A 19,781-nucleotide genomic window follows, 5' to 3' on the forward strand; every position below is an offset into this window, starting at 1 on the left:
AGCACTGCTCACTGGATGGGAAGGACTACCTCAAGGCGCGCGCCGGTGTCGTGTGTGATGCGGGCCAGGAGGGCATTGAAGAGGCGGTTGATGGACAAGGCTGCCCGGGGAGACGGGACCAGGCTTCGGTTGCCCAGCGCCATGACCGGACGGATCAGGCGCACGGAATTGGTGAGGAACAGGGCTTCCACCCGCTCGAGCAGGGCCGGTGTGAGACTGGCCTCGCTGACGTCGAAGCCTAGGGCCTTCGCTTCCTCCAGCACCAGTTCGCGCATGACACCGTCGAGGCAGCCATCGGCGCAGGGAGGAGTGACGAACCGGCCATCGACGATGGCGAAGAGATTGGCGATGGTGGATGAGACTGCGTTGCCGTCGAGATTGCGGATCAGGGCATCGTCGACGCCGGCTTCAGCGGCCCGGCGCGCGGACAGGATGTTGTCAAGATAGTTGAGGGATTTCAGGCGGGCGAGTGGCGAGAGCTGATTACGCGGTAACTCGGCTTCGCACAGCCTTGCAGGCTGGCCGACAAGCGAGGAGCTCCAGGGCTGGGCCGTCACCAGGATAGTGGGCGAGACACTCGATGGTTGGGTGCCTGGCGGCGGCCACAGGCCCCGGGCAGCCTGCCCTCGCGTCACCGTGGTGCGCAGGATGGCATGCCGTTCGCCCAACTCTTCCAGCAGGCTGTCAAGCGCCGCCTTTAACAGGGATGGGTCGACATCGATGCCGATGGTTGCTGCATGTCGGATGAGCCGGGCGCGGTGACGCTCTTCTGCAAAAGGGCGTCCCTTGAAGCAGCTCATGGTGTCGAATACGCCATCCCCGAGCTGGAAGCCGCGATCGAGGGCATTGACCAGTGGGGCGTCGGCATTGCCGTCCCCCATGAGACGATGAAGAAAGAAGCTCACTGCACGCGATCCAGGAACGCGCTGATGATCTGATGTCCCTGCGGCGTCAGGATCGACTCGGGATGGAACTGCACGCCGAAAGTGGGATGCTGGCGATGGGTGAGTGCCATGATCTCGCCCTCGTCGCTGCGCGCCGTGACCTCCAGCGGGCCATCCTCGTCGATCTCGACGATCAGCGAATGATAGCGCGCCGCCTCGAAGGGCTGCGGCAGCCCGGCGAACAGGCCGCCGCCCTGATGCTCAATACGTGAAGCGCGGCCGTGCATGGGCGTGCGGGCATGGGCTGTGCGCCCGCCGAAGACTTCGCCGATGCATTGGTGGCCGAGGCAGATACCGAGGATGGGCAGCTTGCCCGAAAAGAGCTTGATCAGGTCGAGCGAAGCGCCGGCATCGCGCGGTGCCTTCGGACCAGGTGAAAACACCAGAGCTTGAGCGCCGAGGCGGATGACGTCATCGGCGCTCACGGCGTCATTGCGGACGACATGGGTCCTCGCACCGGCCTCCTCGAAATAGCGTGAGACGTTGAAGACGAAGGAATCGTAATTGTCGACGATCAGGATCATGCCGCTTCCTCCGCGCGGGCGGGATCCTCGAAGGCCGCAATGAGCCGCTCGGCCTTGGCCAGGGTCTCGTCATATTCGGCAAAGGGATCGGAAAGCAGCGTGATGCCGCCTCCGGCTCGGATCGAAAGGTCCTTGCCGTCATAGCTGAGGGTGCGGATGGCGATGTTGAGATCGGCAGCGCCGTCGAAGCCGATCCAGCCGATCGCACCACAATAGGCGCCGCGCGGCTCGCGCTCGAGTTCGCCGATGATCTCCATGGCGCGGATCTTTGGTGCCCCGGTGATCGAGCCGCCCGGGAAGGTGGCGGCGATCAGGTCGGTCACGTCGAGCCCTTCCTTGAGGCGGCCCGTAACCGCCGAAGTCAGATGGTGCACCGAGGCATAGGTTTCGATGCCGCACAAGAGGGGAACCTCGACGCTGCCCGCATCGCAGACCCGCGACAGGTCGTTGCGCAGGAGGTCGACAATCATGATGTTCTCGGCCCGGTCCTTTTCGCTGCGGGCGAGCGACTGGGCGATGGCAATATCCATGGCGGGGTGGGCGCAGCGGCGCTTGGTGCCCTTGATGGGCCTGGCCTCGACCCCACCGGCGTCCAGGCGCAGAAAGCGCTCGGGCGAGGTGGAGGCGATGAAGTTGCTGCCATCGACCAGCAGGGCGGCAAACGGCGCCGGATTGGATCGCCGCAAGGCGAGATAGGTCGCCAGCGGGTCGGCGCCTTGCTGGGGCGTGGCGCTGAAGCGATGGGAGAGATTGGCCTGGAAGATGTCGCCGTCGCGGATATAGCCGACCACGCGTGCGACCTCGGCTTCGTATTCGCTCCGGCTGCGGCTGTCGTGCCAAGTCAATGCACGCGGAGCCGATGTCCGGTGAGGCTGGGCCTCGAGCCCTTCGACGAGCCGTTCGATGCCCGTCTGGTTCGGCGCGATGGCGAAGGCACGCTTCTCGATGGCGTCGAAGGCAAGGAGGTGGTCGTAGAACGGCAGGTCTATCTGGGGAACGCCCGGCGCGGCTGATGGAACCGACGGTCCGAAACGCTCGAACAGGTGGCCCGCTTCATAGGCGAAGCTACCGATCGCGCCGCCTGTGAAGGGAGGCGCTCCCGGCATCGTGGGGCGGGCATGCTGCCGCAGCAGATGACGCAAGGCCTCCATGGGCCTGCCGTCGATGACGGCATCGTTCCAGCGCGCAACGCCGTCGACGACCTGGAACTGGCCGAAAGGGGAGGCAGCCAGATAGGACCACCGCCCCAGCGTTTCATGGGGCATGGCGCTGTCGAGCAGGGCCAGTCGCGGCTGGCTGGCCATGGCGGCCGCAGCTTCTAGGGGATCGATCCAGGGTATCTCAACAATGATCATGGCAGCTCAAGCACAATCCTGGTGCGGCAGAAACATACCGGCCAGCTCGTGTGATGCGGACAGACCGCTTCCGTAGCGTTTTGCGATCTTACGGAGTCACCCAGAATCGCAAAGACGCGTCTAACCAAGGAGTTAGAGCAAACAAGCGTTCAGTCATGAACGCGCTTTGCTCTAGGTTCGGCGATTGGAGCGTCGGGCGGCTTCCCTGTCAGCCGGCCGGAACTCATCACGCAGGGGCTTGCATCCAGGATGGGCCCAAGCGTCCCGCACCTCTCAGCCCTGTGGAGATACGTGGAACATCGCATATCTATGTAGCGCTTTTTTTTGCCTTTGTCGTGCCTCTGTTTGCGCCGGAATAGAGCATAAGCACGACAAGCCCTGCACAAAGGCCCCAGAAGGCGGCACCGATGCCGTAGAGACTGAAGCCGGATGCAGTGATCAGGAAGGTTGCGAGCGCTGGGAGGCGCTGGCTTTCTTCCTGCACGGCGCCAAGCAGGGAGGCCCCGAAAGCGCCTACCAGCGCCAGTCCCGCCGCCGCTTCGATCAGGATCGGGGAGGAGGCGGCGACCAGGCCGGCGGCGATCGCCGACAGCAACGAGAAGATCGCCGCATAGAACAATCCGGCGACCACTGCGGCAGTATAGCGCCGCTCGGGCCGGATATGGGCGTCCGGACCTGCGCAGAGGGCGGCGGTGATGGCGGCGAGGTTGATGGTGGGAGCGCCCAGCAGCGAGGAGAGGGCCGACACGCCCCCGGTCACGAGGAAGGCAGGCCGTGTCGATACCTGATAGCCATAGGCGGCCAGCACGGTCAGGCCTGGAATGTTCTGCGAGGCCATGGTGACGATGAAGAGCGGCAGCCCGATCGAAATCAGTGTTTGCCAATCGAGGCTTGGAGTCACGAATTCAAGCGACGGGAGAGCCAGCGGCAGTGAACTTGCCTGGCCGTCGAAGGCCATGGCGCCCAAGGCGACAGCGAGCGCTGCGGGCGCGGCCCATAGGCGGTAGAAACGCCCGACCACCAGCCAGGTCAGCACCACGGGTATGGCGAATTTCGGCACCTGGCCGATGGCGATCACCGGGGCAAGGCACAGCTTGAACAGGATGCCGGCCAGCATCGCGCCTGCGATGGGACGAGGAATACGGATGATCAGCTTGCCGAGGGGAGACCATAAGCCGGCCACCATGATCAGCACGCCGGTGACCAGAAAGGCGCCCACGGCAGCGGGATAACCCCCGGCTGGCGCTGCAAGGCCCGCCAGGAGGGCCATGCCGGGCGTCGACCAGGCCGTTGAGACCGGCATGCGAGTGGCGAGGCTGAGGCCGGCGCCGCACAGGCCCATGGTGACGCACAAAGCGGCGAGGCCCGAAGCGATCTGCCCCGGCGAAGCGCCGACGGCATTCATGCCATTGATCACCACCGCCACCGAGCTGGTATAGCCGACCACAGCGGTAAGGATGCCCATGCCGGCCGACTGGCCGCTGAGATCTGCAAGGAAGGAGCGCATGGCAGGGGAACCGGAATTCTCTGAGGGGCAGGGCAACATGGCGCGAGACCGCCTTATTCGACCCCCGCCACGAAATGTGCAAGCCACGTGTCGGATGAATTGAGGCGTCGAGCCCGGCCGGCCTGGATATTGCGCTGGTCCCGGCAGGAAACGCAAATATCCCAGCTCCTATCGTGTTTCCCGCGCCTGCCGGTGTGCAGGGTTTGCAGCCACGACACCAAAAGAAAACGGGCGGAAGATCCGCCCGTTGATCGTTTGCCCATTCAGGACTTCTTGCTGTCGTCCCTGTTTCGTCCCAGCAGGCTCGCCATTTCCTCCTCGAGGCTGGCGAAGGGGTCTTCGGCCTCGGCCGGGGCCGGCGTGGTCGTCGGCGCCGGAGGTGGTGTCGGCGTGGAGGCCGCTGTCGGTGTCGGCGCTGCGGTGGTGGCCGGCGCGGTTGTCGTGCTCGGCGCAGGCGCCGTGGTGGCTGGGCGTGTCGGCGTCGTCAGTCTTTCACCGACCCGGAAAGGCTCCGTACGCGTCGGCTCGGCTTGGGGGCGTGGCGCCGGCATGCCCAGCGAGGGCTCGATGCGGCCGCCGGGAGTCGGTAAGGGCTCGCCGGTCGGGCGCGGATCGGCGGAAAAACGAGGCTCGACCCGAAGTTCCGGCGCCTGGCGCGGGGCAGGCGTCGGAGCCGGTGTCGCTTCGGGGCGGCGCCATTCCGGTAAGCGCAGATCCGGCAGCCGAATCTCGGGCAGCGTCAGGCGCGTGGTGGTGGTCGGCGCTGGCGGTTCGCGCGTCTCGGGCGCGGGCTCGAGATCGAGTCCTTCCGCGACTTCGAAATCGAGCTCAGCCTTGGGCTTGGGAGCCGCCGTTGTCTGTGCAGCAGGGGCCGCGGATACGGTCGGCTTCGGCGCGGCAGTGGTTGCAGGCGGATCGCCGGCCAAAAGCTCTTCGAAATGCGCGGTATCGATGGTGGCGCGAGGCTCCTCGGCCGTAGGCACGGCCGGCGCGACGGGAGCAGGCGTCGCCGTGGCCGCGGGCCGGCCGAAATTTGGCAGACGCGACGTGGCGCGCTGGAAGAAGCCCGGTTCACGCGGGGGCACCACGCCCGGACGCGTAGCGGAGGTCGTCGAAGGTACCGGGGGCGTGGTCGCGGCGGCTGGAGAGGTCCTGCTGAGCGGTGTTGTGGCCGGGGCCGGAACTGGCGTCTCGATCTTGGCGACTGGCGGAGGCTCGACGGGCTCCGGACGGGCAAAATCTTCCTCGACTTGCCGGGGCGGAACGGCGACGGCCGTCGTACGTTCCTGGACCGGGGGCGGTGTTGTACCGGGCGTGGCCGGGCGTGCAGCCTGGCCGGCCGGACGGGCGCGCAGGATGCTGGATTCGACGACGACATCGTTCGGGCCGCCGATCATGATCAGATGTTCGACATTGTCGCGCCGCACCAGCACGAGCTGGCGGGTGCCGACGCCGTATGAATCAACCACGCCGAGCCGCGACTGCCGTCCACCTTTGGCGCCGCCGACCTGGGGGCGGTTGATCGCCCGCCAGATGAACATCAAGACGACTCCCACCACCAACAGCAGGCCAGCCAAGGTGAACAACTGCGCGGGCAGCCAAGAGTTCAACGAATCCATCGATATAATTCCTTAGATCTGGTCCGGTGCCGATAGGGGATGGCAGCCTGATGCGACCAGTACTCTTTCCGGGCTGGTTTCTTAGAAGACGGTTAACGTGCAAGAATCAACAGCAAAGTCGCTAAACTGAGGCTTGTCCCTTGAATTTGGCCAAAAAACCGGAGAAATGCCGCAAAAGAGGCGGATTTTTCTTTCCTCTCGCCTGTTTCAGCAGGGATGCACCATGGCCCGGCACATCTTTGGATGGTGCTAAATCGCCGCAAAGGGTCAGGATATTTTTGGTCAACGAGGTTAACACATTTTGAAATGTGAACTGCTAAGCCAAACTGACCATTATGCGGTTCGCCGGAGCGAATCGCCCTTTGACGATGCGCGGTGGGGTTGAACATGGCTGAAGGCGAGGAGGCGGCGGCACGCGGCGCCGCGGTCGATCGCAGCGAACGGCCCAGCGGCATCTTCTGGGTGCTCGTGCTCGCAGCGGTGATCATCGTGATTGCCTTTGGCGTTTATCTGCTTCCATCTGAATGGGGGTGGGCTGCGAGTTTCGGCATTCTTTCGATCTTTGCCATCCTCGGCATGTTGATGATGTTTGCCTTGGCAATGGGTATCGCGCATTTCGGCCTGACAGCGACTGCCCGCAACGATCTCACCAAGCTGATCGCTGACGATTCTCCCGAAGGCATCCTCGTCACCAACAAGGATGGTCGCATCATCTATGCCAACGCGGCCTATCTGATGCTGACCGGTGCGATGGGCGAGCAGGACATCCGCACGGTGGAACGGGCCTTCACCGGTGACCCCGACGTTTCGGAGGCAACCTACCGCCTGGCCCAGGCCGCACGGGTCGGCCAGCGCCTCGCCGAGGAGTTCCGCATCGCTTCCGCCCCGCCTGCCGGAACGGCTTCCTGGTATCGCGTGCGGGTGCGCCCGATCGAGCGCCCGTCTGGAGCAGGGGAAACGGTATGGACCGTCGCCGACATCACGCGCGAGCGCGAGCGCCAGGAAAACGTGTTCCAGGAGTTGCAGCACGCCATCGATTATCTCGACCATGCGCCGGCCGGTTTCTTCTCCGCCGATCCCTCGGGCGAGATCGTCTATCTCAACGCCACGCTTGCCGGCTGGCTCGACTATGATCTCGCCCAGTTCGGCACGGGTGGCCTGACGCTGGCCGATATCGCCCCCGGCAATGCCGGCGCCCTGGTCGTGACGCAGGCCAGCGAGCCGGGCAGCGTGCGCACCGAGATTTTCGACATCGATCTCAGGCGGCGCAACGGCACCATCATGCCGGTGCGCCTGTTCCACAAGATCGCCTTTGCCGCCGACGGCCAGCCCGGTCCGTCGCGCACGCTGGTGATCTATCGCGGCCCGGGCGGCGACGTCTCCGAAGGCCTGCGGGCGGCAGAAGTGCGGTTTGCCCGCTTCTTCAACAATTCTCCCCTGGCCATTGCGACCATTGACGAAAACGCCAGGATCGCGCGTACCAACGCAGCGTTCATGCGGCTGTTCAAGGAGTCCCTCAACGGCGATGCGCCGGGCCATTCCCTGCTCGAGGCCGTCATCGAGCGCGACCGCGAGGGGCTGAGCAAACTGACCCGCCTTGCCATGGCCGGTCGGGGCGACATCGAACCGGCCGAGGCCTCCTTGGTCGGACAGGGCAGCCGCTCCGCCCGCTTCTGGTTCGCGCCCGTCGATCGCGGCGAGAACGAGAAGGAAGCGGCGATCGTCTACATGATCGACACCACCGAGCAGCGCACGCTGCAGGAGCAGTTCACCCAGAGCCAGAAGATGAACGCGGTCGGGCAGCTCGCCGGCGGCGTGGCGCACGATTTCAACAATGTGCTCGGAGTGATCATGCTGGCGGCCGATTCCCTGCTCGGCAGCCACAAGCCCGGTGATCCCGCCTTCCAGGACATCATGGCGATCAAGAGCAACGCCAACCGCGCCGCCAATCTGGTGCGCCAGTTGCTTGCCTTCTCGCGCCGCCAGACCCTGCGCCCGCAGGTGCTGAACCTCAACGACGCGATGTCGGACCTGTCGATGCTGCTGCGGCGCCTGCTGGGTGAGAAGGTGGCGCTGGAGGTCGTGCATGGCCGCGATCTGTGGCCGGTGAAGGTGGACGTCAACCAGTTCGAACAAGTGGTGATGAACCTCACCGTCAATGCGCGTGATGCCATGCCCGACGGCGGCAAGGTGATCATCCGCACGCGCAATGTGCCGATCTCGGAGGCGAGCGCCCTCGACCGCAGCGAACTGCCGCCGGCCGACTATGTCACCGTCGAAGTCGAGGACAATGGCAGCGGCATACCGCCGGCCGTTCTGGACAAGATCTTCGAGCCCTTCTTCACCACCAAGGACGTCGGCAAAGGCACCGGCCTTGGGCTTTCGACCGTTTACGGCATCGTCAAGCAGACGGGTGGCTCCATCCTCGTCCATTCGGTGGAGGGCAAGGGCACGATCTTCCAGATCTTCCTGCCGCGTCTGGTCGAGCCGGCGAAGGCCGCAACCGTCGAGGCTGAGAGTGCTCCGGACCAGGCTGGTTCGACGCCGGCCAAGGCCAAGGAGATGACCGATCTCACCGGGCGCGGCCGCATCCTGCTGGTCGAGGACGAGGAAGCTCTGCGCGCGCTCTCCGCGCGTACCCTAGCGGCACGCGGCTTCGAGGTGATCGAGGCCGGCTCCGGCATCGAGGCCCTGCAGATCATCGACGAAGGCGAGAGCGAGATCGATCTCGTCGTCTCCGACGTGGTGATGCCGGAAATGGACGGGCCGACCCTGCTCAAGGAGATGCGCAGGCGCCAGTCGAAGACGCGGATCATCTTCGTCTCCGGCTATGCCGAGGAAGCCTTCGCCAAGAACATGCCGGAGGGCGAGGAGTTCGCCTTCCTGCCCAAGCCCTTCTCGATGAAGCAGTTGGTCGAGGCCGTGAAGTCCAACATGAAGCCGTAGGGCAGTGGCGGCGGGCTCGAACTCACGGTTACCCCGCCGCCGTCGTGGCTGACCTTCGCGAGAAGGGCGCTGAACATTCGATGCGGATGACTGTTCAGCGATAGTTCAGGTGTTGTTTTATTGATTTTTCTTGCGAATATCCGAGTGATCGCAGCCGTTGTGGCGCTATTGTGCGCCATTTCCGCTCCTGCCGAAGCCGCGGAGACGCCGGGATGCGATCTCGGCGGCACGCAGATCCGCTCGATTCCCGATCCCGTTTCGGGGCGATCCTATGATGTCGAGATCACGCTGCCATCGGATTATCAGGCCAATCCAACCAAGCGCTTTGCGGTACTTTATTATGCCGATGGGGGGCACCTTGCCACATCGGCCACCTGCCTGTCGAAGGAACCCCGGCGCCAGGAGGCCCTTCGGCTGGTGAGAAAGCTCCACCGCGAAGGCAGGCTCGCGGATGAGCCCATCCTCGTCGGCCTTTCCTATGCCAGGGGCGAAGGTTTCGCGGTGAGCCGGGCGCGGGACTATACGCCGGTGGCCGACAAATCCGGCTATGGTGGGGCCGGGACCTTCCAGGTCTATCTCGGCAGGACCGTCATTCCCGCGATCGAGGGCTCTTATCGCGCCGATCCGGGGCGGCGGCTGTTCTGGGGGCATTCCTATGGCGGGCTTCTGGGCGCGCGCATCCTGCTGACGGAACCCGGCCTCTTCCGATCCTATATTCTCGGCAGTCCGTCCTTCTGGTTCGCCGACTATGCCATTCTGTCGATCGAGGCCGATTACGCCAAGACGCACCGCGATCTCGAGGCTGATGTCCTGATCTATGTCGGCGGCGACGAGATCAGCCGCTACGATCCTGGCCGGCGGGGCAATACCCAGGACATGGTCGCCGATGTCAGGACATTCGAGAAGCGATTGAAATCGCGGGGTTTTTCGAGCCTGACCATTCGCTCTCTGGTCGTGGCCGGCAAGAATCACCGCACCGCCATCCCGCCAGGCTTTTCCTGGGCCATCACTTCGGCTCTCGGCGGCCTCTCGGCGCGGTGAAGGTAATGCAGGCGGATCCAGGGGGCCTTTGCGTGTCGGCTTTGCATCGGACAGGGCGCGGTGTCTGGCAGTTGGTTCGGCGGGATGTCGTGCGAGCCGCACTCGGCTGGGCCGCAATCGCTCTCCTGGGCCTGGGCACGCCGGCGGCCGCAGCGCAGACCAAGCCCGGCAATTGGCGCAATTGCGATCCCGGCGGCATCCAGACCCTGTCGGTGCCGGATCCGGTTTCCGGGCGATCCTATGACGTCGAGATCAGCCTGCCGCCCGACTACGACGCCGATACCTCGAAGCGTCACCCGGTTCTCTATCTGGCCGATGGCGGCCGTGCGACCCGTCCGCTGACCTGCCTGGTCAAAGCCCTTTACAGCAAGGGGGAACTGACCGAAGAACCCATCGGGCTTTCCTATGCCAAGGGAGAGACCCTGGAGGTGAGCCGCAAGCGCGACTACACCCCTGTTCCCCTCAAGCCCGGCGATACCGCCTATGGCGGCGGACAGGCCTATCAGCTTTATCTGCGCGCCACGGTGATCCCCCATGTCGAGAGCTTGTATCGGGTGGACCCCGGCCTGCGTCTCTATTGGGGACATTCCTATGGCGGTCTCCTGGGCACCCGCATCCTGCTGACGGAGCCGGGCCTGTTCAAGACCTACATTCTCGGAAGCCTGTCGCTCTGGTTCGCGGATCACGCCATTCTGGCGCTCGAAACCAACTATGCCAAAGCCAACAGCGACCTGAAGGCCAACGTGTTGATGTATGCCGGCGGCTTGGAAGTCAGCCGTTACGAGCCGGCCCGGCGTGGCCAGACCAGGGACATGGTCGGCGACATGAAGGCGTTCGAGGCGCAGCTGAAACAGCGCAGCTTCCCAAGCCTGTCCATCCGTACCCTGGTGGTGCCGGGCAAGAACCACCGGAACACCATTCCGCCCGGATTCACCTGGGCCATCACCTCGGCGCTCGGCGGCGGCAAGACGATGCAGTCACGCCAGGGCGTCTTGCGATCCGCGGGAAGCGAAGGTCCGTAGAACGCCTGGTCGTTGTTTGCTCTTAAATCATACCATCTATGGTTGTAGATAGAGGTGGTGGACGAAGGTCGATATCCCAGCCTTTCCTGATAGCGGCATGCATTCCGAGACTTGTTTTCCCCGCCTCGAACGTCCTGAAGCCGGCTGTGGGGCCTCGTCCGGCTATTTCAACGCGGATCCGACGCGGGTGTTCCCCTCGCTGGACCACCTGCGCAGGGCGATGACCCGGGCCAATCCCTCGGGCGGCCTGTTTCTGGACTACCTCTTGGATGGGGACTATTTCGCGGGCAAGGCGACATGGGTCAATCCGTCTGCCCCAGTACGCCAGGCCTATGAAGCCATGGTGGCAGCCAATCCCTTCTTGATCTCCGAAAGTCCCTATCAGCCCGCCTTTGCCTGCAAGGACGTGCGGGTGAGGGGGCAGAACAAGGTTTTCGTCGCACGGCTCGATACAGCCTGCGAAGAGGCGCGGCGGGTTGCCGGGGAGCACCGCAAGGCACGCGAGGTCGGTATCTGCCGGCCGAGGGCGATATTTGCCGGAGGTCCCGCCGCCAAGATCGGCGCCCTTCTGAGCGGCTTGCAAACAAACCCTGCCGACGCGTCGGACGTGGTGTTCGTGCTGGATGGAGCCGAGCAGTCCAATGAAAGCGGTTCGGCGAGTTACGAGCACGTCAATCATGCCAATGCGCTCAACGCCGAACTCGACAACACCGGGCTCGGCATCCTGGGTACCGCCCTCCGACGCGCCATCTTCGGCGAGGCGGATGCTTCGGTTGCCCTCGGCGTCGATTACAGGAAGGTCGACCTTTGGCCCCGCGGCGTTCGGTTGCGGGATTTGCCTGTCTATCTTCACAACGAATGGCACGGCCTGGCGCAGCGCGTTCGCAAACTCCGGGGATGGCCGACGGCTCATCTGAAGAGCCGCTTGGCCAGCAAGGTTTCGACGCGGATTCTCGCCGAGATCGAGCGGCAGATGGAGATCCGGCTGCGTCTCCACCAGGAGAGTCCACGTGCCGTCTTCCTCTATCTCTCGCGCAGGAACCATGAGGCTTCCCTGGTCGACAACCGCGAGCTTGCGGAGGATGTCGGTCTGGCGATCCGCAAGCTCGACGCGGCCAGCCTGGAGGCCTTCTATGGCTCCGCCATCCTGAATCGCGTGGTGTCAGGCGATCTCTTCCTGGACAATGGTTGCATTCGCCATGGTTTCGATCGCCTCTGCATGGACGCCATGGAGCGCAACGGCATCGAATGCCGGCACCGGCAGCGCTTGACGCAGGTCTATTTCGAGGAGGACGGGCATGGCACGGCCCGGGCGGCTGCGGTCACCGTGGAGGACATGAACACGGGGATGCCCTCGCATCTGGCCTTGGACCATCTGTGCCTCTCGCTCGGCCCGACGGCGACATTCCATTATGAGCCGACCGGCCACATGCTGCCGGCCCTGTCGGATCGCCTTGGCCTCGATCTGCCCGTTCCCCATCAGACCATCGCGACCGGCCTTTCGGCCCAGCTCCTGTTCAGGATCACCGATCCCGACAAGGTGCGGAACCTGCCTTTTACCGGAATGAAACAGACGCATTTCGTCGAGATGGGGCGAACCTCCAGCCATCTGGTGATGAAACTGACCTGTGGCGGCATGATCGGCCTGCCTGTCTATAGCCGGAGCTACGCCATCAATGCGCTGGCGAGCATCCTCGCCATATTGACGCCGGAATGCGGCCTGGCCTTCGAGGACGTGATCTGCGCATGGCCTTGCACGCGAGGCATCAATGGCCCCAACAACGGCCAGATCGTTCGGCTCGGCGACAATGCGGTGGCACGCTTCGGCGAAGGGGGCACGGGCATGTCGAAAATGGGCAGCAATGCCCAGACCATGCTGGATCTGGCAGGAATGAAATGGCCAATCTCACCGGAATTGCGGCTGGACCCATCGCTCTACCGGCATACGGTCATCGACCACCGCAAGCGTGTCGCCAGGCGGCTGGGTCTGCGTTGAGCCATCCCGGCAACCGGTGGTTTCTCATGCACTTTCGAGGCCCCGGCCCATGGCGCTGACCACCAGGGCGATCTGTTCGCGCAGATAGGGCAGGGGCAACTGCACCAGCTTGCCCTCGAGACCAAGCAGCACCATGCCATGGGCGGCCGAGAATAGGGAGCGGGCGAGCAAGGCTCTTTCGGCGGCGGCGAGGCCAGGCTGGAGCACGGCAAGGGGGGCTTCCAGATGCCTGAACAGGACGTCCTGCCGGCTGAGATGCTCTTTCGGCAGTTCCTGCCCTTCAGGCAGGCGAAGGTCGAACAAGGCGTGCCAGCGCCCGCCATGCTCGGCGGCGAAATCGAGATAGCCGTTGGCGAGTGCGATCAGCGTACGATTGGCGATGGCACGCGGGCTGCCGCCGTCTATGGCGGCCAATTCGGCTTGCCGTCCCAGAATGGCGTCGAGCAGGCCAAAGCTGCGCGCGTTGACGGCCAGGATCAGGGCGGTGAGATCGGGAAACACCGTATAGATGGCACCGAGGGCACAGCCGACCTCCTCGGCGAGAGCCCGCGCCTTCAGGGCTGCGTGACCCTGTTCGGCGATGGTTTTTTCGGCCGCTCCGATCAGCTTGTCCCGCAGCTCTTCCCGTCTTGCCTGGGCCTTCGTCATCCCTGATGCGTTCCTTTTGAACATTGTTCAAAATTTATCTTGAACATAGTTCATGATTCGGTTAGCGTTCAAATTGTGAACGTTGTTCATAACACGGAGAGCATGATGTTCAAGACCATCGTGACCTTGTTCCGCGGTGCTGCCGCCGAAGCGGAGGACAATCTGATCGATCGCAATGCCGTGCGGATCCTGGACCAGCAGATCCGGGATGCCCGCGCCGGCCTCGAACAGGGACGGCGAGCCTTGGCGGTGGCCATCGCCCAGGACAAGGCCCAGGCGCGCCGGCTCGGCGATCTGCGGCGGCGCATCGCTGATCTCGACGGACGCGCCATCGAGGCGCTGCGCGGCGGGCGCGACGACCTGGCGGGGGAGGCGGCGGCCGAAATCGCCAATCTGGAAAACGATGCCGCGGCCATTGCCGCCGCCCAGGCGACTTTCGCCGCGGAAGCGGCACGGCTGCGCACCAAGCTGGCGGCAGCCGAGCGCCGGTTTCTCGAAATCGAACGGGGCCGGCGTATCACCGCGGCCGCCGAGACGGTGAACAAGCTCAAATCGGGCTTCGCCGAGGCCGCACCCGGTTCGGCCCTGACCGACGCCGAGAGGACGCTGGCCCGCCTCAGGGAGCGCCAGGTCCATCAGGACGACGTGGACCTCGAGCTCGAGGCCCTTGACACCGGGGGGCGCTCGGCGGCGACAGCCGAAAAGCTCGAGGCGGAGGGGTTCGGCCCCTCGACGCGGACGACGGCCAAGGACGTGCTGGCGCGCTTGAAGGCACAAGCGGCACAGGCTGCCTGAGCCACCCTTCTTTCAACTTCTGAAAAATCGAGACAATCCCATGGAACAGTCAAACCTGATCAAGCACTCCAATGCCTGGGTGACCTTCACCTATGCCGCCTTCGCCGGTGCTGCCGGCATGGTCGGCCTCGGCATCCTGTTTCTTCCGGTCGATATCTGGATCAAGGCCTACCTGAGCATGGGCACAGTGATGCTGATCCAGACCTGCGTGACACTGAGCAAGACCCTGCGCGACCAGCAGGAGGCCGGCCGGCTGCACAACCGCATCGAGGACGCCAAGACCGAGCAATTGCTGATGCGCATAGACCGCGCCAAGGATTGACGGGGGTGGGGGTGCGCGAAACGCGGTGGGCCGGGGCGCCCGCGCAGCCGATGCTTCTCAACGTCCCTTGCCGACCTCCGCCAGATCGTAGGAGGTCGTCTGGTAGATTTCGTTGATCCAGTTGCCGAACAGGAGATGGGCATGGCTGCGCCAGAAATTGCGCGGCGGGAAGGACGGGTCGTCATAGGGGAAGTAGTTCTTCGGCAACTTGATCGGCACGCCCGACTCGACGTCGCGGAAATATTCGTCGGCCAGCGAGGTCGATTCATATTCGACATGGTTGAACAAATAGAGCCGGTTGCCCTTCTGCTCGTGGATGAGACACACGCCGGTCTCATCCGAATCCATCAGGATCTCCAGCTTCGGGTTCTTGCGCACATCTTCGCCACGCACTTCCGTCCAGCGCGAGACCGGGATGTGAAAGTCGTCCGAAAAGCCGTTCAGATAGATGGAGGCCGGCTTGCGGTTGTGGTGCTGGTAGACCCCGAAGGCCTTCTCGGTCAGATCATATTTGGGAATGCGGTGGAAGTGCCAGATCGCCGCCATCGCGCCCCAGCACACGTTCAGCGTGGAATGGACGTTGGTCGTGGTCCAGTCCAGGATCTGCTCGAGTTCCTTCCAATAGGTCACGTCCTCGAAGGGGAGCGTCTCCACCGGCGCGCCGGTGATGATGAAGCCGTCGAACTTGCGGTCGCGGACTTCCTCCCAGGTTTCGTAGAAGGCGAGCAGGTGGTCTTCCGAGGTGTTCTTGGCGCGATGGCCGCCGACGCGAACCAGCGACAGCTCGACCTGCAGCGGCGTCGCTCCGACCAGACGCGCCATCTGCAGTTCGGTGCGGATCTTGTTCGGCATCAGGTTGAGCAGGCCGATCTGCAGTGGGCGGATGTCCTGCCGGATGGCGGCCGTTTCCGTCATCACCCGCACCCCTTCGCTGACCAGGGTGGAGAAGGCAGGCAAAGTATCCGGAATCTTGATAGGCATGTTGCACTCGATCGACGTTGGGCCAGCCGGAAAGCAATGCGACAGGTCCACGGATGGAATGCATCCAGCGGCCCTTTAGCGAGTTGTTTAACGTGGCTGCAAGCCGGCCGGCCAAATCACCACGGGAGAAGAGGTAATCCTGGCGCGCGCCGAAATCAATGGCAATCCTGGGACCGCCGGCTTCCTGCCGACTCTTCCTTGGAAGCGATGCCGCTCGGGTGAGGAAGAGCCAGCTGGAAGCTGGCGGTCCCAGAGGTTTACTCCGCCGCCTCCTTGACGCCGGGCACATAGTTGAGCACCGGCGAGAGCCAGCGTTCGGCTTCCTGCACCGTCATGCCCTTGCGGTCCGCATAGTCCTCGACCTGGTCCTGCTCGATCTTCGACACCCCGAAATAATAGGCATCGGGATGGGCGAAATAGAGCCCGGACACGGAGGCGCCCGGCCACATCGCATAGCTTTCGGTCAGCTGCACGCCGATGCGGGCCTCGGCGTCGAGCAGGCGGAAGAGCGTGCCCTTCTCGGTATGGTCGGGCTGGGCGGGATAGCCGGGGGCAGGGCGGATGCCGCGATAGGGCTCGCCGATGAGTTCGTCGGGGGCGAGGTTCTCGTCGGCCGCATAGCCCCAGAATTCTTTGCGCACGCGCTCGTGCATGCGCTCGGCGAAGGCCTCGGCGAAACGGTCGGCCAGCGCCTTTACCAGGATCGAGCCATAATCGTCATTGGCGCGCTCGAAACGATGGGCGATCGCTTCCTCTTCCATGCCGGCCGTGACCACGAAGCCGCCGAGATAGTCGCCGTGCCCGCTGGCCTCAGGGGCGACGAAGTCGGAGAGGGCGACATTGGCCCGTCCGTCGCGCTTGGTGAGCTGCTGGCGCAAAGTGTGCAGGCTTGCGAGTGGCTGGCTGCGGCTCTCGTCCGTATACAGCCGGACATCGTCGCCGACGGCATTCGCTGGCCAGAAGCCGATGATGGCTTTTGGCTGGAACCATTTCTCCGCGATGATGCGTGCCAGCATAGTTTGGGCATCGTCGAAGAGCTGGCGCGCGGCCGCGCCCTGCTTCTCGTCGGATAGGATGGCGGGATAGCGCCCTTTGAGCTCCCAGGTCTGGAAGAAAGGCGTCCAGTCGATATAGCGCGCCAGCTCGGCGAGATCGTAGTTCTCGAAGACCCGTGTTCCCAGGAAGGATGGTTTCGGCGCCGTGAAGCCGGTCCAGTCCACCTTGTGGGCGTTGGCCCGGGCCTTGGCGAGCGGCAGGCGCAGCTTGTCGGCCTCGCTGCGGGCGTGGGCCGCCGCAACCTTGGTATATTCTGCCTGGACGGTTTCGATATAGCCCGGCTTGATCGTCGGGGAGAGCAGGCTGGAGACCACGCCGACGGCGCGGCTGGCATCGGTGACATAGACGGCCTGGCCACGGTCATAGCGCGGATGCACCTTCACGGCGGTGTGGACGCGGCTGGTGGTGGCGCCGCCGATGAGAAGCGGAATGTCGAAGCCCTCGCGCTCCATTTCGGAAGCGACATGCACCATTTCGTCGAGCGAAGGCGTGATCAGGCCCGACAGCCCGATGATGTCGACCTGTTCCTTGCGCGCGACTTCGAGGATCTTGCTCGAAGGCACCATCACGCCGAGATCGATGATCTCGTAATTGTTGCAGGCGAGCACGACGCCGACGATGTTCTTGCCGATATCGTGCACGTCGCCCTTCACCGTCGCCATCAGCACCTTGCCGGCGCTCTGGCGAACCTCGCCGCCATTGGCGGCCTTCTCCGCTTCCATATAAGGCAGCAGCACGGCCACGGCCTGCTTCATCACGCGGGCCGACTTGACCACCTGCGGCAGGAACATCTTGCCCGAGCCGAAGAGGTCGCCCACCACGTTCATGCCGGCCATCAGCGGACCTTCGATGACGTGCAGCGGGCGCTCCGCCGCCAGACGCGCTTCCTCAGTATCCTCGTTGATGTGGTCGGTGATGCCGTTGACCAGCGCGTGCTCCAGGCGCTTTTCCACCGGCCAGGCACGCCAGGCCAGATCCTGCACCTTGGCCTCCTTCGTACCCGCGCCACGGAAACGTTCGGCCAGCGCCAGCAGGCGCTCCGTCGCATCGTCGCGGCGGTTGAGCACCACGTCCTCGCAGGCGTCGCGCAGCTCCGGATCGATGGATTCGTAGACGGCGAGCTGGCCGGCATTGACGATGCCCATGTCCATGCCAGCCTGGATGGTATGGTAGAGGAACACGGCGTGCATGGCCTCTCGCACCGGCTCATTGCCGCGGAACGAGAAGGAGAGATTGGAGACGCCGCCCGAAATATGGGCATGGGGCAGGGTGGTCCTGATCTGCCTGGTCGCCTCGATGAAGGCGACGCCATAGCCGTTATGTTCCTCGATGCCGGTGGCGACCGCGAAGATGTTGGGATCGAAGACGATGTCCTCGGGCGGGAAGCCGGCCTCTTCAGTCAGGAGCTTGTAGGCCCTGGTGCAGATCTGGACCTTGCGTTCCAGCGTGTCGGCCTGTCCCTGCTCGTCGAAGGCCATCACCACCACGGCGGCGCCATAGGCGCGCACCAGCCGGGCATGATGCAGGAAGGCTTCCTCGCCTTCCTTCATCGAGATGGAATTGACCAGGGGCTTGCCCTGCACGCATTTCAGGCCGGCCTCGATGATCGAGAATTTCGAGGAGTCGATCATCACCGGCACGCGGGCGATGTCCGGCTCGGCCGCGATCAAATTGAGAAACTCGACCATGGCCTTTTCGGAATCGATCAGACCCTCGTCCATGTTGATGTCGATGACCTGGGCGCCATTGGCCACCTGGTCGCGGGCGATATCGAGCGCGGTCGCATAGTCGCCCGCGGTGATGAGCTTGCGGAACTTGGCCGAGCCGGTGACGTTGGTGCGCTCGCCGACGTTCACGAAGGGGATGGTGGCGTCGAGCGTGAAGGGCTCCAGGCCCGACAGTTTCATCTTGGGCTCGAACTCGGGAATCGGGCGCGGCGCGTGCCGTCCGACGGCTTCGGCGATGGCGCGGATATGCTCGGGCGTCGAGCCGCAGCAGCCGCCGACGATGTTGACCAGGCCGTCGCGGGCAAAGCCCTCGATCTGTGCCGCCATCGCCTCGGGGCTCTCGTCATACTGGCCGAACTCATTGGGCAGGCCTGCATTGGGATAGGCGCAGACGAAGGTCTCGGCGACCGTGGAGATCTCGTCGAGATGCGCCCGCATCGCATTGGCGCCGAGCGCGCAGTTGAGGCCGATGGTGAAGGGCCGAGCATGCCGCACCGAATGCCAGAACGCCGTCGGCGTCTGCCCGCTGAGGGTACGGCCCGAGAGATCGGTGATGGTACCCGAGATCATCACGGGCAGGCGCACATCCTTTTCGCCGAACACTTCCTCGCAGGCGAAGATCGCCGCCTTGGCGTTGAGCGTGTCGAAAATGGTTTCGATCAGGATGATGTCGGCGCCGCCGTCGATGAGGCCGCGGATCTGCTCGGCATAGGCGATGCGGAGGTCGTCGAAGCTGACGGCGCGATAGCCGGGATTGTTGACATCGGGCGAGATCGAGGCGGTGCGGTTGGTCGGGCCGAGCGCGCCGGCGACGAAGCGCCGGCGCCCGTCCTGCTGCTGCGCCTTGATCGCGGCGCGGCGGGCGAGGCGCGCACCATCGCGATTGAGGTCGTAGACCGCTTCCTGCATGCCGTAATCGGCCTGGGCGATCGAGGTGGAGGAGAAGGTGTTCGTCTCCAATATGTCGGCCCCGGCCATGGCATAGGCGTAGTGGATCGCCTCGATCGCCGCTGGCTGGGTGAGGGTGAGCAGGTCGTTGTTGCCCTTGAGGTGGCACTCGCAGCCGACGAAGCGCTCGCCGCGGAAATGGTCTTCCTCGAAGCCGAGCCCCTGGATCTGCGTGCCCATCGCGCCGTCGAGGATGAGGATGCGCTCCCGCGCGGCGGCGGTAAGGGCGGCAAGAATCTCCGCGCCCCGGTCGGTTTGGGCAGGCGCGGCGAACAGGGCTTCGACCGGAGCGCTCATCACGAGCTCCTATAACGGAATTACGATATCAAGATATCCTTATATGATAGCAA

14 protein-coding genes and 1 riboswitch are annotated in these 19,781 nt (G+C 64.2%); of the genes, 6 read left to right on the forward strand and 8 right to left on the reverse strand.

What is annotated here, in order from left to right; all coding sequences use genetic code 11:
• Nucleotides 1-8: 8 nt before the first annotated feature.
• From U1R88_RS00645 to U1R88_RS00665, 5 genes are all read right to left on the reverse strand, one after another.
• Nucleotides 9-905: an aminotransferase class IV gene (locus U1R88_RS00645; protein ID WP_322429542.1), complete on the reverse strand. Its 897-nt coding sequence runs from the start codon at nt 903-905 to the stop codon at nt 9-11.
• Nucleotides 902-1,468 (reverse strand): anthranilate synthase component II, encoded by a 567-nt coding sequence (locus tag U1R88_RS00650; protein ID WP_322429543.1) that lies wholly within the window; start codon nt 1,466-1,468, stop codon nt 902-904. Before U1R88_RS00650 ends, U1R88_RS00645 begins: the two co-directional genes overlap by 4 nt.
• Nucleotides 1,465-2,823, reverse strand: a complete 1,359-nt coding sequence (gene pabB, locus U1R88_RS00655; RefSeq protein WP_322429544.1) for an aminodeoxychorismate synthase component I — start codon at nt 2,821-2,823, stop codon at nt 1,465-1,467. The genes U1R88_RS00650 and pabB overlap by 4 nt, the downstream gene beginning before the upstream one ends.
• A 307-nt stretch (nt 2,824-3,130) precedes the next feature.
• On the reverse strand, nt 3,131-4,330 hold the full coding sequence (locus U1R88_RS00660; RefSeq protein WP_322429545.1) for a benzoate/H(+) symporter BenE family transporter: 1,200 nt from the start codon (nt 4,328-4,330) through the stop codon (nt 3,131-3,133).
• Nucleotides 4,331-4,593: 263 nt separating this feature from the next.
• Nucleotides 4,594-5,949, reverse strand: a complete 1,356-nt coding sequence (locus U1R88_RS00665; protein ID WP_322429546.1) for a hypothetical protein — start codon at nt 5,947-5,949, stop codon at nt 4,594-4,596.
• Between the two features lie 387 nt (nt 5,950-6,336).
• On the opposite strand from U1R88_RS00665, the gene cckA reads away from it, so the two are divergent.
• From cckA to U1R88_RS00685, 4 genes are all read left to right on the forward strand, one after another.
• Nucleotides 6,337-8,895, forward strand: a complete 2,559-nt coding sequence (cckA, locus tag U1R88_RS00670) for a cell cycle histidine kinase CckA (RefSeq protein WP_322429547.1) — start codon at nt 6,337-6,339, stop codon at nt 8,893-8,895.
• Nucleotides 8,896-9,039: 144 nt separating this feature from the next.
• The gene (locus U1R88_RS00675; RefSeq protein ID WP_322429548.1) at nt 9,040-9,936 is read left to right on the forward strand and encodes an alpha/beta hydrolase; all 897 of its coding nucleotides are present in this window, start codon (nt 9,040-9,042) and stop codon (nt 9,934-9,936) included.
• Nucleotides 9,937-9,968: 32 nt separating this feature from the next.
• Entirely contained in the window at nt 9,969-10,958 is a 990-nt protein-coding gene (locus U1R88_RS00680) for an alpha/beta hydrolase (RefSeq protein WP_322429549.1), read from the forward strand.
• A 97-nt stretch (nt 10,959-11,055) separates the two neighbouring features.
• Complete coding sequence (locus tag U1R88_RS00685; RefSeq protein WP_322429550.1) at nt 11,056-12,954, forward strand: hypothetical protein; 1,899 nt, start codon at nt 11,056-11,058, stop codon at nt 12,952-12,954.
• A 24-nt stretch (nt 12,955-12,978) separates the two neighbouring features.
• Here U1R88_RS00685 and U1R88_RS00690 read toward each other — a convergent pair whose 3' ends face one another.
• Nucleotides 12,979-13,602, reverse strand: a complete 624-nt coding sequence (locus U1R88_RS00690) for a TetR/AcrR family transcriptional regulator (RefSeq protein ID WP_322429551.1) — start codon at nt 13,600-13,602, stop codon at nt 12,979-12,981.
• Between the two features lie 105 nt (nt 13,603-13,707).
• Here U1R88_RS00690 and U1R88_RS00695 point away from each other — a divergent pair, with 105 nt between their 5' ends.
• Both U1R88_RS00695 and U1R88_RS00700 read left to right on the forward strand, forming a co-directional pair.
• The gene (locus U1R88_RS00695) at nt 13,708-14,397 is read left to right on the forward strand and encodes a PspA/IM30 family protein (RefSeq protein WP_322430476.1); all 690 of its coding nucleotides are present in this window, start codon (nt 13,708-13,710) and stop codon (nt 14,395-14,397) included.
• A gap of 40 nt (nt 14,398-14,437) precedes the next feature.
• Complete coding sequence (locus U1R88_RS00700; protein ID WP_322429552.1) at nt 14,438-14,719, forward strand: YiaA/YiaB family inner membrane protein; 282 nt, start codon at nt 14,438-14,440, stop codon at nt 14,717-14,719.
• Between the two features lie 57 nt (nt 14,720-14,776).
• Here U1R88_RS00700 and metA read toward each other — a convergent pair whose 3' ends face one another.
• Nucleotides 14,777-15,700 carry a homoserine O-acetyltransferase MetA gene (gene metA / locus U1R88_RS00705; RefSeq protein WP_322429553.1) on the reverse strand — a complete coding sequence of 308 codons (924 nt, stop codon included), beginning with the start codon at nt 15,698-15,700 and terminating at the stop codon, nt 14,777-14,779.
• A gap of 55 nt (nt 15,701-15,755) precedes the next feature.
• A riboswitch (SAM riboswitch) is annotated at nt 15,756-15,833 on the reverse strand.
• Nucleotides 15,834-15,957: 124 nt separating this feature from the next.
• Nucleotides 15,958-19,728, reverse strand: a complete 3,771-nt coding sequence (gene metH / locus U1R88_RS00710) for a methionine synthase (protein ID WP_322429554.1) — start codon at nt 19,726-19,728, stop codon at nt 15,958-15,960.
• Nucleotides 19,729-19,781 lie beyond the last annotated feature (53 nt).

It is taken from the genome of Labrys sedimenti, from assembly GCF_034424805.1.
GTDB lineage: Bacteria > Pseudomonadota > Alphaproteobacteria > Rhizobiales > Labraceae > Labrys > Labrys sedimenti.

What these genes read in the sequence shown, in the direction of transcription:
- U1R88_RS00650 (WP_322429543.1), bottom strand. Translation starts at nt 1,468, where the DNA reads ATGATCCTGATCGTCGACAATTACGATTCCTTCGTCTTCAACGTCTCA.
- pabB (WP_322429544.1), bottom strand. Translation starts at nt 2,823, where the DNA reads ATGATCATTGTTGAGATACCCTGGATCGATCCCCTAGAAGCTGCGGCC.
- U1R88_RS00660 (WP_322429545.1), bottom strand. Translation starts at nt 4,330, where the DNA reads ATGCGCTCCTTCCTTGCAGATCTCAGCGGCCAGTCGGCCGGCATGGGC.
- U1R88_RS00665 (WP_322429546.1), bottom strand. Translation starts at nt 5,949, where the DNA reads ATGGATTCGTTGAACTCTTGGCTGCCCGCGCAGTTGTTCACCTTGGCT.
- cckA (WP_322429547.1), top strand. Translation starts at nt 6,337, where the DNA reads ATGGCTGAAGGCGAGGAGGCGGCGGCACGCGGCGCCGCGGTCGATCGC.
- U1R88_RS00685 (WP_322429550.1), top strand. Translation starts at nt 11,056, where the DNA reads ATGCATTCCGAGACTTGTTTTCCCCGCCTCGAACGTCCTGAAGCCGGC.
- U1R88_RS00690 (WP_322429551.1), bottom strand. Translation starts at nt 13,602, where the DNA reads ATGACGAAGGCCCAGGCAAGACGGGAAGAGCTGCGGGACAAGCTGATC.
- U1R88_RS00695 (WP_322430476.1), top strand. Translation starts at nt 13,708, where the DNA reads ATGTTCAAGACCATCGTGACCTTGTTCCGCGGTGCTGCCGCCGAAGCG.
- U1R88_RS00700 (WP_322429552.1), top strand. Translation starts at nt 14,438, where the DNA reads ATGGAACAGTCAAACCTGATCAAGCACTCCAATGCCTGGGTGACCTTC.
- metA (WP_322429553.1), bottom strand. Translation starts at nt 15,700, where the DNA reads ATGCCTATCAAGATTCCGGATACTTTGCCTGCCTTCTCCACCCTGGTC.
- metH (WP_322429554.1), bottom strand. Translation starts at nt 19,728, where the DNA reads ATGAGCGCTCCGGTCGAAGCCCTGTTCGCCGCGCCTGCCCAAACCGAC.